The sequence below is a fragment of the Ferdinandcohnia salidurans genome, from assembly GCF_042680725.1.
GTDB classification, from domain to species: Bacteria; Bacillota; Bacilli; order Bacillales; family Bacillaceae_L; genus Ferdinandcohnia; species Ferdinandcohnia salidurans.
Genome location: NZ_JBHUEK010000007.1, coordinates 430,995 through 445,292 on the forward strand (window position 1 = coordinate 430,995; position 14,298 = coordinate 445,292).

General features: G+C 34.7%; 10 protein-coding genes. All 10 read right to left on the reverse strand.

Going from position 1 to position 14,298, the window contains the following annotated elements; genetic code table 11:
- Positions 1–269 precede the first annotated feature (269 nt).
- Complete coding sequence (locus ACFSFW_RS05075; RefSeq protein ID WP_388035692.1) at positions 270–3,215, reverse strand: fibronectin type III domain-containing protein; 2,946 nt, start codon at positions 3,213–3,215, stop codon at positions 270–272.
- A 406-nt stretch (positions 3,216–3,621) separates the two neighbouring features.
- Positions 3,622–4,029 carry a polysaccharide biosynthesis C-terminal domain-containing protein gene (locus ACFSFW_RS05080; RefSeq protein WP_388035695.1) on the reverse strand — a complete coding sequence of 136 codons (408 nt, stop codon included), beginning with the start codon at positions 4,027–4,029 and terminating at the stop codon, positions 3,622–3,624.
- A 54-nt stretch (positions 4,030–4,083) separates the two neighbouring features.
- Complete coding sequence (locus ACFSFW_RS05085) at positions 4,084–5,049, reverse strand: NAD-dependent epimerase/dehydratase family protein (protein WP_388035698.1); 966 nt, start codon at positions 5,047–5,049, stop codon at positions 4,084–4,086.
- A gap of 17 nt (positions 5,050–5,066) precedes the next feature.
- Positions 5,067–6,920: a glycosyltransferase gene (locus tag ACFSFW_RS05090; RefSeq protein WP_388035700.1), complete on the reverse strand. Its 1,854-nt coding sequence runs from the start codon at positions 6,918–6,920 to the stop codon at positions 5,067–5,069.
- A gap of 67 nt (positions 6,921–6,987) precedes the next feature.
- Entirely contained in the window at positions 6,988–8,241 is a 1,254-nt protein-coding gene (locus ACFSFW_RS05095; protein ID WP_388035703.1) for a UDP-glucose dehydrogenase family protein, read from the reverse strand.
- A complete protein-coding gene (locus ACFSFW_RS05100) occupies positions 8,238–9,338 on the reverse strand; it encodes an NAD-dependent epimerase/dehydratase family protein (RefSeq protein WP_388035705.1) in 1,101 nt (366 codons plus the stop codon). Before ACFSFW_RS05100 ends, ACFSFW_RS05095 begins: the two co-directional genes overlap by 4 nt.
- Before the next feature lie 17 nt (positions 9,339–9,355).
- Entirely contained in the window at positions 9,356–10,138 is a 783-nt protein-coding gene (rfbF, locus tag ACFSFW_RS05105) for a glucose-1-phosphate cytidylyltransferase (protein WP_388035708.1), read from the reverse strand.
- 223 nt (positions 10,139–10,361) lie between these two features.
- Positions 10,362–10,880 (reverse strand): P-loop nucleotide/nucleoside kinase family protein, encoded by a 519-nt coding sequence (locus tag ACFSFW_RS05110; RefSeq protein WP_388035711.1) that lies wholly within the window; start codon positions 10,878–10,880, stop codon positions 10,362–10,364.
- A gap of 248 nt (positions 10,881–11,128) precedes the next feature.
- Positions 11,129–12,487: a Na+/H+ antiporter NhaC family protein gene (locus ACFSFW_RS05115; RefSeq protein ID WP_388035714.1), complete on the reverse strand. Its 1,359-nt coding sequence runs from the start codon at positions 12,485–12,487 to the stop codon at positions 11,129–11,131.
- A 116-nt stretch (positions 12,488–12,603) separates the two neighbouring features.
- Positions 12,604–14,139 carry a carboxypeptidase M32 gene (locus ACFSFW_RS05120; RefSeq protein ID WP_388035717.1) on the reverse strand — a complete coding sequence of 512 codons (1,536 nt, stop codon included), beginning with the start codon at positions 14,137–14,139 and terminating at the stop codon, positions 12,604–12,606.
- Positions 14,140–14,298 lie beyond the last annotated feature (159 nt).

A 14,298-nucleotide genomic window follows, 5' to 3' on the forward strand; every position in this document is an offset into this window, starting at 1 on the left:
TTTTAAGCCAGTTTAGATTCCTCTTATCCATCATCACACTATTTCTAATAAACTATTTTTAGAATATTTCCGTCCTTCAAAAACGTGTTAAATTGTCAAAAAAAGAGGACAATAACTAAAGGATATATCACTTATTAAGGGGGTGGGAATGAACATTCTTATTCTTTTTTATAAAGATTAACGTCATTTTCATAACAGTATTTTTATGAACTAAAAAGCCAATGTCAATTTAATGACATTGGCTTATTTCAACCTCTTTGCCTTATATACTACTTAGATTTAGCTTCTTCGCTCTTTGCTTTGCCAGGAATGAGGTGAACATCGACACTTGGTCCAAATCCACTCCATCTGTAACCTGAGACTTCGACCAGACCGTTCGGTAGCACATCTGAGAGTCTTTCTCTTTTAGAATATTTAATACCGTGGCCTACTGCTTCCACTTTAAAGGTGTAGCGTTTTCCTTGTTTTAGTCCAGTTACGGTATAGCTAGTTTCAGATGTTGTCATTTCCGAATTAATCGGTGTAAATGTCCCGCCATCAGGTTTGATCGGTTGACCGTTCACATATACTCGGTACCCGATTACATCTTGATTTTCTGCTTCTGCTTCATTCCATGAGAGGGAAACGCTTGTTCCGTCTGTGTTGATCTTTGCTTTTAAGTCGCCTTCAAAAGAAGGTGCCCCTATTGGGTAAGATTTAGTTGTTTCAAACTCTAGAACACTATTATATGGAGATTTGTTACCAGCAAGATCCACTGCTTCAACCTCAATATTATATGTTGTGCCAGGTTTAAGACCTGTTAATGTGTATTTATTAGATGTTGCAAATCCTTGTAACTCTTCATTTGCGTAAATATTATAACCCGCTATACCAGTATCATCAGTTGCAGCATCCCAAGTGATAGAAGTCCAAGTAAATCCTGTATACACAACATCTACTTCTTTCCCACTAAAAGTATCACTAGAAGGGATTTTAGTAGTTGATTCTGAGATCTTTGTATTCTCAGGTAAAACTGGAGCTATTTTGTCAGCCTCACCACTTGTTTCCACCTTGATTTCTGGACCATTAGCAGTTCGATTTCCGATTGCATCAGTAGCTTCAACTTTAAATGTATATTCTTTAGCAGGAGTGAGCCCATCAACAGTAAAACTTGTTTGATTAGTTGTTGTATAGTCTTCATTGAGCTTTTCGTCATCTTTAAAAATGGTATACCCCGTAACACCTACATTATCAGTAGCTTCATCCCAAGTTAATGTTACACTTTTTCCATCAGGAGAAGATTCGGCTTGAATACCTGCATTTTCAGACCATACGGGTTGTTGAGTTGCATCTGATGGAGCATCTGTCGTATTCTCAAAAACAAGTCCAGTAGAGTTTTTAATTCTCCATGGATTTCCACCATTATCTTTCACATTTGTAAAAGATACATTACTAAATTTGAAGCCCTTTGCGTAATTCATATTAACAGAATAGACATTATCAAATTTGACATTTCTAAATGTAATATTTTCATGATAAACTTCACCAGCATCATTATTACCATTAACGAGAATAGATTGTTTTTTACTACCGCCTTGATTTCGAACGGTTGTATCTACAATCTCCATGTCTTTAAATTGCGAGATAATCTCCGCTGGTTCGTATAAGATTGAAGCATTTGCATCCGTATAGGAAGATGTGAAGACAAATGGGCCGTCTCCATCAATACCCTCTAAGGCATTGTTTCTGAAAAGGATATTTTTTGCCCCACCACCCATTGGTGTATTTGTCTTACTACGTAAACCAACATCCGTTTTATACATGATATTATCTTCTACTAAGAAGTCCTGGATCCAACCACCTGTATGACTACCAGTAACAACCCCACCGTGCCCTTCGCGAATATAGTTATTAAATATCCAAGCATTTCCTGTAGGTTCACTATTAGCTGCTGCTTGTCCCATACCTGATGCGAAGTTAATAGCATCATCACCTGTATCAACAAAGTTATTGAATACCATGATATTTTGAGAGTCACCGAACTCGTAACCATCGGCATTATTTCCGTCATATGTTTTAGAAATGGTCCCATTTATAACGATATTTTTACTATGAAGGTTTACAATCCCGTGATTTGCAGGATTTAGCTGTGTAATGCCTTCATAGTACATGCCATCTACGCCACGAACAGTAATTAGATTTGAACGTGCAGCATAAGCAGATTTCACATTCATACCTAATTCTTGTGCTGCATATGATTGGTTTGCAGCCAAAATTCCTAAAGTACCATCAGACTCAAGATCTAAAGGGCTCATTTTCCCGTTTTCTACTTTGACATTCCCAGTTACTTTTGAATTATTCCCTGCAACGTAACGTGGTAATTCATTTCCTAGTTCATCGATTGTAGGATGATTCTTATCATACTTCCATCCGTTTCCATCAATAATACCGTTGCCCACGATACGAATGTTTTTTAAACTTCCATAATCGTATGTATGTGCATTGATGAGTGAATATGAGCGCTCATCTGTTGAATAATCATAAAGCCAAAAATTCATACTGTAATCTTCTGCATCTGGAGACCCAAGTAAATATCCATCCACTTGTAATGTCATATCTGATTTAAGCCACAATTCTCCAGAGATAAATTTACCATCCGGAATTAACACCTTTGCACCAGGTGTAGCAGCGTCAATTGCTGCTTGAATAGCTTCCGTATCTTTTGTATCGTCATCCGGGGTTGCTCCAAAATCTACGATATTAAAAATCTCGGGTGCTTTTGTTGTTTTTCCTACAATAATATTGGAAGGTGCTGATTCCACCCCTTCAGCATTTACTGAAGTAACATAAAATTCATAGGATTTATTAGGTTTAAGATTATTGACCTGAAAATTATGGATTAGAATCTTCTCGTGGAAATCATCCTTATCAATATTTTTATAGAAATTATCGATATAGGCTTTCGCTGGTCCACTATTATCCTCTAAAGCGCTTCCAATTTTCTTCTTATTCATGTAGATATTAAAATCAACGATGTCTTTATATTGCTCCGGCTTTTCCCACACAAGAGTGATGCTGTCCTCATCAGAAGCAAGGTTTGGGATCTGTAATTTTACAGGTGATGCAGGTGCATTTGGGGGTGTGTCCGTGTTTGCTTTCGCTGCAACGACACTAAAGCTACTATTAACTAATAATAAAATCAAAAACACAGAGAAAATTACTTTAAATCTCTTCAAATACTGTTCCACCCTTCCCATCTAATTAATAAAAATATGAAACTACTGTTCCTCCTTTCTTTTAAAAGTTATATAAACTTTTATAATGCTGAATGGCACTCAAAAGTTTATTAAAAGGGAATGTAGGATTTCAAAACTATGTTAATCTCTTTTATATAAGTACGTATACAATCATTTTATTGAATATTTAGACTATTTTAGTTACATTTTCCTATACAAAAAGTCCTGTATGAGGAAATGATTACCGTTCAATGAAATGACTATCTTGTTAAACATAAAAAACTACAATTTGAAAAAAACGCTGCTAGGTTAAGTGTTCGTTTAGAAATTCAAATGTGGAAGGGCTGTGCTTTTTTGCCTTCCACATTATATTTCTTTATAAGTCCTTTTTTAATTGAATCTCGACTTACTGTAAGATTTCCATTGGAAATGTGTCTGTATCCAGTTTGTTGTATTCCTTAGAAGATACAGCAAGCATAATTAACGGATAATCCTCTTCATTTTTAAAAGCGTGGACTACCTGTGGCGGTACTTTTAAAACGACATGATCTTCCGCCGAAATATAGAGTTCATCTACCATTCCTGAATCTAAATTCTTCAGTGCCACTTTTGCTCTTCCACTAACAACCACAAAATATTCTAATGTTTTTTTATGATAATGATTTCCTCTAACGCTATCACATTCAGAATATAACACGTAAACCTCTTCGATTTGTTCATTTTCTTCTAGCTGGCTCTTCATGATAATTTTTTTAAGACTTCCGCGCTTATCTTCGAAAGGCTTTATAGAAATTAACTCATAACCTTTTTTCAACTTCCCACTCCCTCTCCGCTCTAGATTTCCAAAAGGTGGTTTACCGTTTTCTCTTTATCTCTTTGTACCGATGAATTTCTCTTCATTTGCCATATACCAATTAATTGTTCTTTTGATCCCCTCTTCTAGGCTTACCTTTGGTTCCCAATTTAAAAGTCTCTTAATTTTAGTTGTATCTGGTTGCTGTCTCCAAACTTCATTTTTTCTATAAGGTATTGCTCCATAATTGGGTTGTTTCTGTAATCCCATTTCTTTGTAAATAATATCTACAAAGTGCTTTAATTTGAAGATTTCACCGTTCCCAATATTGAAGACTTCATGGTTAACAGCTTCATTTTTGGCAGCTAAAACAAATCCATCCATAATATTTTCGATATAACAATAATCCCGGTATTGTTCACAAGGTGTTAAGTTCACTTCTTTCCCTTCTAAAATTGAGAGAATAATATAAGGAAAGAATTTATGGCTTCCCTCTTTTTCACCAAATATTCCAAAAGGCCTTAGCGTGACTAGATTTATGTTGTTCTCCTTTGCAATTTGATGAGCAATGATCGTGGCTGATGCTTTCGTGCTTCCGTAAATGCTATCGGGCTCTAAATATGAATTCTCCCTAATAATCTCCTGTTTATCACCGTACTCCATACATGTACCAACATTAATGAATTTCTTACATCCAATGTCTTTTACGGAATTTAGTAAATTCATTGTCCCCATAATATTTGTGCTAGCAGCAGTAAAATAATCCTTTTGTCTTGAATCTACTCCATAAGCACCAACATGAAAAATAAAATCGGGTTTAATTTGTTTAACAATTTTATCTATTGCGGATGAATCTCTTAAATCCACCAGATGAATATCAATATCTTTTTTATATTCTTCAATTCTCCATAAATCGGATGATTCTCTAACTAGAACTGATACTAGAGCTTCCTCTTGTACCATTCTTTGGACTACATGGGACCCAATAAATCCGTTGGCCCCTGTAATTAAAACCCTTTGATTACTAAAAAAATTTTCCACGATAATCTCTCCCGTAGTTAAAGATGATCAATATGAAAATAATTTAAAGCCTTGTAATCGGCATTACTTCGATGATCACTCTTATAAAAGTGTTCATCTACTGATTTTATTTTTTCCATTTCCTCTTTTACAGCTTTAACATAAGGCGAATAAATGGAATTGATCATATTTTCATTTAAAGTATTTGTGTTGCACAAATCAAATTCAATCTGATTTAGAATGACGAACCCGCTGTAATGATAGGCAAAAAGTTTATCAGCATGTAGACTTTCTTTCACATTCCAAGGCCCCGCTGTTGTATGAGGTGTCTCTATGACCTTCCCAGTTGGAAAATGGTGAATCCATTGGTCTAAATACTTTTGGTCGGCCCAGCGTCCGTCTTCTACGACATCAAAACACCAGTTGACACAATCTTTTTTCCACTTAAAAAGACAGTCAAACGAGATTTCATTTCTGTAAAAACCGATAAGCCCGGAATCGTAAACTCCATATTTTTTTTCTTCTTCAGCAGAAGCCCTTCGTGGAACCATACTGATAGGATGTTGTTCATTCAACTCATGAAATACATTTCTAACATCTGTGAAAAAATACATATCCACATCCGTATAGATGACAGATTTTACAGTATAGTTATTTTTTAATACATATGAAATAAATGAAGCTTTTAGGGTCCGAGAATACTCATCGAAGCTTCTACTATCTTTAATACTTAATAACTCGTTGCCTTCGATGTTTTTTAAAGTAATTAGAATGGCATGATCTAAATTCATTTTGTTCAGTAAGGAATAGGTACGATCATCTAGACAACAAATCCAAAGTCGAAAATTAGGTGTGTGTTTTTTGAGGGAATGATATAGAGCTAAGCCTTGTGCTAGGTTTTTTGCGCTAATGATTGTACAAAGGTCATAGGTCTCATCAGTGGACATGTTCGCTTGAAGGTTAAAGTAATTTCTAACATGATAATCTTTGCTATTTTTTTCGATTGTAAAGGTATTGTCAACAGCTTTAATTTTATCCATTATTTCGTTGCAGGCATTTAGATAAGGGATATAAAGATGTTCAATTACATCATCTCTCTGATTCATGACATAGTGGCAGATGTCAAATACATTACCATCAAAATATTTAAACCCATAATAATGGAAAAATATGACCTTTTCATGATCGATATAAATATCATTACCTGATTTAATGATTGAACGATCATTGTACCGATAATTTATGATATAAGGAGTAAGATTTACTCCGATATTTTCGATTATTCCTACATTTTTAAACCTTTTCATCCAATCGTTTGCATATACTTGATCACTCCAGAGTCCATGTTCCCACTTATCAAAACACCATTCTATTAACTTCTCTCTAAACCAGTGGAGACACTCCATCGCATGCTCATCTCTTTTAAAGCCCATATATCCAGTATTATAGACACCGTTCGTATCCCCTAAGAAACTATGTTCTTCACGCCATTTTTCCTCTGTCAGTGTAATTGAATAGTCTCCCCATTCGGTAAAAATAGGTTCTGGATCAGAGAGAAATAAAGTATCTCCATCTAGCCATACAATATGATTAATTTCAGAGAAATGCTTAAATAAATATAGACATATGGATGCCTTAGATGTCCAGATATACTCCTTGTCATTTCGTGAGTTCTTAACGGATAGTAATTCCTTGTCATCCTTTTCGATTTCTTCCATACTAATGATCGTTGCATGTGGGAGGTTCATTTTCTCGAACAAAGCTTTGGCCTCTTCATGAAGACAAATCATAAAAAACTCAAAATCTTTATCGTGCTTTTCTAGAGAATGGTATAGTAATAGACCTTTATAGGTATAATCCTTGCTAAATGTTGAACAATAATAGTGTTTCAAATGTCTAAACCCCTTCCAAATTAAATTTTCCTAAATGAGTAATCAGGAAGTTTTTCATAAAAGTTGATTAATCGTATATATACCGATAATCAAAAACATTCTTTTGCTCTATCAATTCTTTATTTATTAAAAATTCATTCCACGCTGTTAAAATAACAACATGATTTACTTTTGCAAGTAGCGATTTTAAATTCGGGGAATACTCAATTGGTAGGTTATATGCCTCTTTAAACTCTTCGATTGCCATCGGATCATAAACGATAATATTTTGATATCCTTTTTGCAATAAACCCTCAATAATTGACTTTGCTGGTGTATCCCTTATGTCATTTGAATTTGGTTTGAATGCTAAACCAAGAACTCCGATAGGCTCTTTCTCCCCTGTTTTTTCAGCAATATCATTTACGACATATGCTTTTATTGTCTCGTTTACTTTTAAGGTTCCTTTTAATAGTTCAGGTGAGTAGGAGTTTTTTAATGACTGGTTAACTAAGGCCATCGTATCCTTTGGGAGACAATAACCACCAAATCCACAGCCTGGATAAACATAGGATGTCATTTTTGCGGGATCACCAAACCATCTTTTATCAAGATGCAGAACCTGAAATGATTTTTTTATATCAATCTCTCCGATGCTCTTAGCGATCAATGACTGTTCATTCGCGAAACTAATGAGAGATGCAAGTAAAGTGTTAGATAAATACTTAATAAACTCTGCTGTATTAAGGCTAACCCTATACATTGGAGCATTAAATGATTGATAAATCCTTTCTACTATTTGGCCACTTCTATCTTCTTCTTGACCAATCACAATTCGATCTGGAACCATAAAGTCTTCCCAGGCATACCCTTCTCTTAAAAATTCAGGATTATTGGTTATGCCAATATCAATCCCAACCTTAAAGCCTAGATTTTCTATAAATGGTTTTATACTTTCACTTGTTGTTGATGGAGGAATAGTTGATTTAAGAACCAATACTTTATAATCTGGCTTTTTTATACATGCGGTTATACTTTTAACGGCATCGAATATATAGCGTAAATCAGCACTTCCATCGGCTTTACTCGGGGTTCCTACGCAAAGAAAAATGACTTCACTATTGTCTACTGCTTCCTGTAAATGATCTACAATCTTAAAACCTTTATTTAAATGCTGATTTAATTTCTCATCAAGGTTAGGTTCAAAGAAAGGAATAGTCCCTTTTGTTAACTTCTCTTTTTTTCTTAGATCAATGTCATAGCCATAAACACTGTATCCTTTTTCACTAAATCCTAAAGCTGTTGTTAATCCAACAAAACCAAGACCGATAACGGTAATCAATGAATTTCACCTCTTTCTTTTAAAAAGGTTAGAAAGCGATCCACACCTTCGACAATTGAAATGGAAGGAGTATAATTTAATAGTTTTCTAGCTTTTGAGATATCCGGGCATCTTCTTAATGGATTATGAGTTAAATAGCTCTTCTCTTCCGATTTTCTAAATTCGATTGATTGATTGTAATTAAAAATTCTTTCGCCTGCATCCTTATAAATATCGGCTAATTGTTTTACTGAAATTTCCGGTTTGTCTATGCCTATATTAAAGTAGTCAAACGGTTCATAGAGTAAAGCCTTTAAATAACCAGTAATAGCATCAGTTACGTAACAAAATGTTCGAGTTGGGTTTCCGTCAGAATGCATGATTAGTTTTTGATTCTCAATAACTGCTTTTGCAAAATCAGCTGGTACCCGCTTATCATTCAATCTCATTCCTGGTCCGTAATTATTAAATGGTCTGACAATAGAAATTGGCATTTGGTATTTTTCAGCATATAAATAACAAAGTGTCTCACCAAATCTTTTTGCCTCATCATAGCATGCACGTGGTCCAATCATAGACACATTTCCTCGATAATCCTCGGTAGTCGGAATATACTCTGGAAAAGGATCACCATAGATCTCACTACTTGAGAAAAATAAAAATCCTTTAACTTCTTTACCCCTATAGAAATCAAGCAATGCTCTTAATCCCCAAATATTTGCATCCACTGTTTCCAATGGGAATTTTCTATAATAGGTCGGTGAAGCAATGGAAGCCATGTGAATGATAAAATCTATATCAGCAATTTTTGATGTATCGAACAGTGAAAATTCTGTAATATCAAAAGTGTATAATTCAATCTTTGGATTTAATCTGTTTATGTCCGTAATCCATTTGGGTTTCCCTAGTTTAAAATTATCAATTCCTATAATACTTCTAATTCCTAGTTCTTCTGCGTATTCAGATAAAAAAGACATTAAATAATATCCTAGAAATCCAGCACAACCAGTTATCAAGATTGATGCATCTTTGAGTTTTTCTTTTTCAGACTGTGTAAGATTATTGAAGATATACTGGAGGTCTGTTTGATAGATTGTGTGTTCTTCATTCCTATCCACCTGTATCCACCTCCATTTTATTTATTCCATACCTTCCACTGGGCTTTATTCGAATCCCAAAGCTCTTGTAAATACCTCTTATCTTTTAACGTATCCATCGGCTGCCAAAAACCCGTATGCTTAAATGCCATTAATTGACTATCTTTAGCGAGATTCTCTAATGGCTCCTTTTCAAAAATTGTTTGATCACCATTATTTATATAGTTAAATACTTCCGGTTGTAATACAAAAAAGCCTGCGTTTATCCAACCGCCATCACCTTGTAGCTTTTCTTGAAATTTCTCTACTTTTTGATCAGGTGAAAAGGACAAAGTTCCAAATCTTCCCTTCGGTTGTGTCGCCGTTACTGTCGCTAGTTTTCCATGGGACTGATGGAACTCAACTAGTTGTTTGATATTAATATCCCCAACTCCATCACCATAGGTCAGCATAAAAGGGTTATTTCCGATATAATCCTGGATTCTCTTGATCCGTCCACCTGTCAATGTATTTAGACCTGTATCAGCTAAAGTAACCTTCCATGGTTCCGTAAAACTCTGATGGATTATACACTTATTCTCATTTTGAAAATCAAAGGTTACATCGGAATGATTGAGATAATAATTTGAAAAGTACTCTTTAATAACATGGCTCTTATACCCCAAGCAGATAATAAAATCGTTAAAACCATAATTAGAGTACAGTTTCATAATGTGCCATAGGATGGGTTTATCTCCTATCTCTATCATAGGTTTGGGTTTTAAATAGGTTTCCTCACTAATTCTTGTCCCAAATCCACCTGCCAAAATTACGACCTTCATGTTTTCCCTCCTTTTCATTTCTTATTAACATATTCTGAAATTCTAGTATTGTATAGGTATAAACATACTGTTAACGAAATGTGCATAAGCCACGAAAGATAGGGAATATTTCGAGAGATATTAAGATTGGGATTCGGTTTGAAGACTAGAGAATAAGTTATGGGGTAGTCCATCCAAATGAACTATACAAAATCAAAGAGGAAAAGGCTGAATTGGTGAAAAATTACACTAAAAATTGTTCGAAACGACTTTGTAAATCGGTAATAATTTCAACGGGCTGTTTATTCGTTGTATCATAAAGATGGTTTTTGTTCGGTAAACCTTTTTCAAGATGATCTAATAAATGTAGAGAACCTTGTATTAAAAAATCATCCCCACGCTTATTTAACCGTCTAATAAGTGTTTCTTTATCTGCTCGTAATACAACATAATAAATTTTCACATTAAATTGCGAAATATGTTTGCAAAACCACTGTAATTCACTTCTAACAACATAATCAACAATTACATTCATGTTATTCTCTAAGCAATTCTTTGTTAAGGAAAGGATATTTTTCCAAAGTAGTGATCGCTGTTTTTCCCTAGGAAGTGGCTCTTTTCCTGCGAACATTGATTTAATTCGGTCCCCTTCAATTAAAACAACTTTATCCATCTCCCTAGCAAGTGCCCTCGACAAAGTCGATTTACCAACTCCATATGGACCTGAAATGATGTAAATGGAACTATTGGTTCTATTATTCATATTAAATCTCCTTTCAAAATCCTTGTTAATTGGGGGAATTCATCTTTTTTGGGGGGTCTTGTCCTTACTAAATGGTTTTTCAATTTTATATTAAGGATATGCGTATTCGTATTATCCTGTGCTTATAAATTAAACATTGAGTAAACCTAATGTTGGAGAGCTAGTATTCTTATAAAAAAAGCCAACGTCCTCAACAAGACGTTAGCTAGTTTGACCTTAGCATATATACGAAGTAAGAGTTTGTTTGCCTATGAGGCTCTTTGTACATAACCTTTACTTCTTTTGTTAGATCTAGACTGTATCAAGATAGAAACGACTATCGTAATAAAAGGTAAACTCCATAAAAATATGGCATAAGGAAGATAAGTAGTTACTGGTAATCCCAATACGGTACTACACATAATCGTTAGTACGCTCCATGGAATCATGCCTGGAAATAGCATGGTCGAGTCTGCCATAACCCTTGCTAGGTCAGCTTTTGTTCGGTTATTTATCCAATGAGGCAACAGCGTTCTACCTGTAAGGATAATCGGTAATGTCTGATTCGCAGCAATTAGAGAGATTCCAAAGGTAGCAATGATTGTTTTAACCGAATCTTCAACTAATGTTTTTGATTGATGTAACCAACCGTCGACTAATGGTTGGATGACACGATATTCTTCTAAAAGCCCATTATATGCGCCAGCCAATGCTAAGAAGATAAGAAGCATATACATATTGATAAGGCCCCCGCCCATTCCCTTTATGCCAAAGAATAGGGCATGAAAAAGTTGGTAAAAGGTAGATCCATCGATGAGTGAAATGATGCTAGCTACGATTATACTTGATAGAAAAGCATAAACAATTCCTTTCCGAAATAATACCACGACCATTAAAATAAGTGGCGGTAGTAACTTCATTAAGGATAATTCTTCCCAGTTAAATGCTGTTAGGTCACCTTGATTCAGGCCATATTGAGAATCTAAATAACTGTAAAAAACGATACTAATTAAAATTGCTGGAATAGTAGTTAGTGCCATTGCATGAAATTGCTTCTTATTAGAAATCTCAACCGTGTGTGATAATAACTGAAAAGCGCTTGAAAAAGGTGAGGTTCGATCCCCAACAAATGCTCCAGACAACAATGCCCCAGCTACTATATGAGGTGCCAAATCAATTGAAATAGCACTACTCATGATTGGAATCCCAACTGCACTTAGTGTTCCTATAGAAGTACCTAGCGTCATTGAAAAAAGCATAGCAATGATAAAGGAGAGCAAAAAGAAATGATCAGGTGTAATAATTTGTAATGCAACAGAAACCAATACTTGAATTGTACCTGCTTCGTACCAAGAAGGAAGGATGAAACTAACTAGAAATAGAATGAGAATGACAGTCTGTGTTTTGCTTATTCCCTTACTACATATCTTCCATATTTCACGAAGAGATCTTCCTTTCCTTTTGATTAATGAAATGAGAAATACAAATCCAGGTAAAAATCCAATAAATAATGGGATATGAAAGCTTACAGACAATAAAACTCCTGCAAGTGTAATAATTATGAGCATGCATATCTGACTTAGTGTAAATCTATCGTTGTTCAGTTTTTTCACTCCTACTGCTTTCATTCTTGTACTGTCCAAAAAGCATTATACCATTCATTCCTTTCCGTTAAAACCACAACTAACCCCGTCCCAATAAAGGAACGAGGCTTAATATTTTTTCATACTTTTTGTATATTAGCTTATAACTGATAAACCTTTGAATATTTCTCTTCTAAATAGTTCACTAGATAAGTAGCATTTAAGCTTTCGCCAGTAACTTTCTTAATTAATTCATCAGGTGTATAAATAGCACCGTATTGGTGTATTTTCTCTTTAAGCCAGTTTTGAATGATGCTAAACTCTCCTCTTTCAATATAAACGTAAAAGTCAGGGAGTTCCTTCTTAATCGTATTCAAAATTTGGGCTGCATATAAGTTTCCTAGTGAGTATGATGGGAAGTATCCTAAGCCGCCAAATGACCAATGAACATCTTGTAGCACCCCTAAAGTATCAGTTGGAGGTACAATCCCTAAATAGTCCTTCATCTTCTCATTCCATACATTTGGAAGGTCTTTTACGGCAATATCCCCACTGATGAGTCCTTTTTCTATTTCATAACGAAGCATGATATGTAGATTATAGGTTAATTCGTCTGCTTCAACTCGAATAAATGAAGGCTCAACAATATTAATTGCCCGGTAAAAATCGTTCACATCCAGATTTCCTAATTGGTCAGGGAAATGATTTTGGAGATCTTGGTAAAAGAACTTCCAAAACTCTTCACTACGTCCAACCATATTTTCTAAAAATCTTGATTGTGATTCATGAATTCCAAAGGATGCTCCATTGCAGATTGATGTTCCTTCTAATTCAGGATTTATGTTTTGCTCATATATACCATGTCCTGCTTCATGGATTGTACCAAAGATCGCAGATCGAACATTATCCTCAAGGTAGCGAGTTGTAATTCTGACATCCCCTGTATTAATCGATTGAGCAAATGGATGTACGGTTTCATCAAGTCGTCCTGCATTCATATCAAATCCAATTCGCGGTAGTAAGAATTTATTAAACTCTTTTTGAATCTCTGGATTGTAAAGCTTTTCAAAAACCTCGCCACTTGGCTTAGAAGATGAAAGATTGATTCGATTTAATAAATCGATGCTGCTTTTTCGTAAATCTGCAAAAAGTGGGTCCAGCACTTCAACTGTTAATCCAGGCTCAAATTCATTTAATAATGCATTATATGGATGCCCTTCATACCCATAATACTTCGTAAATTCCTTTTTAATTTCCACAATTCGTTCAAGATATGGAAGATAAACTTCAAAATTATTCGTTTCTCTAGCTTCCTCCCATGCATCATTGGCATTTGAAGTCAACACGATATATTCATTATACAGTTCCGATGGAATGCTTTTTGATTGTTTATAGAAGTTATTTCTTTCTCGTACAGTTGCTTTTGTCACGTCATCTAGTTGCGCATACAATTTATCATCTGTTAATACCTCTAATAGTTGACCCATTTCTTTCGAGATAGATAGCTTAAATATCTCAGTTGATAATGTTCCGATGGAATTGGCAAAAAGTGATCGTCCTTTCTTCGGAGCCATAACTTTTTGATCCCAATCTGCTAGAGCAAGTACACTATTTAGATGTGTGATTTTTTCATCTAATTTTTTAAATTGATCGACCTTTTCTTGAAGTTCAGCATTTATTACTTGTTGGTTAGACATACTATACCCCCATTTCGAGTTTCATCTTGAAGAAATAAAATCGACTGTTCAGTCTATTACCTATTATAAATAAAAATTTCGAAAATTAATAATAAAAAATAACATTTTTCATAAAATCTATTACCATTGTAACTGTTCATTATTACGAACACCTTGATT

Coding starts and splice junctions, on each gene's coding strand:
- rfbF (WP_388035708.1), bottom strand. CDS start 10,138: ATGAAGGTCGTAATTTTGGCAGGTGGATTTGGGACAAGAATTAGTGAG.
- ACFSFW_RS05120 (WP_388035717.1), bottom strand. CDS start 14,139: ATGTCTAACCAACAAGTAATAAATGCTGAACTTCAAGAAAAGGTCGAT.
- ACFSFW_RS05115 (WP_388035714.1), bottom strand. CDS start 12,487: ATGAAAGCAGTAGGAGTGAAAAAACTGAACAACGATAGATTTACACTA.
- ACFSFW_RS05110 (WP_388035711.1), bottom strand. CDS start 10,880: ATGAATAATAGAACCAATAGTTCCATTTACATCATTTCAGGTCCATAT.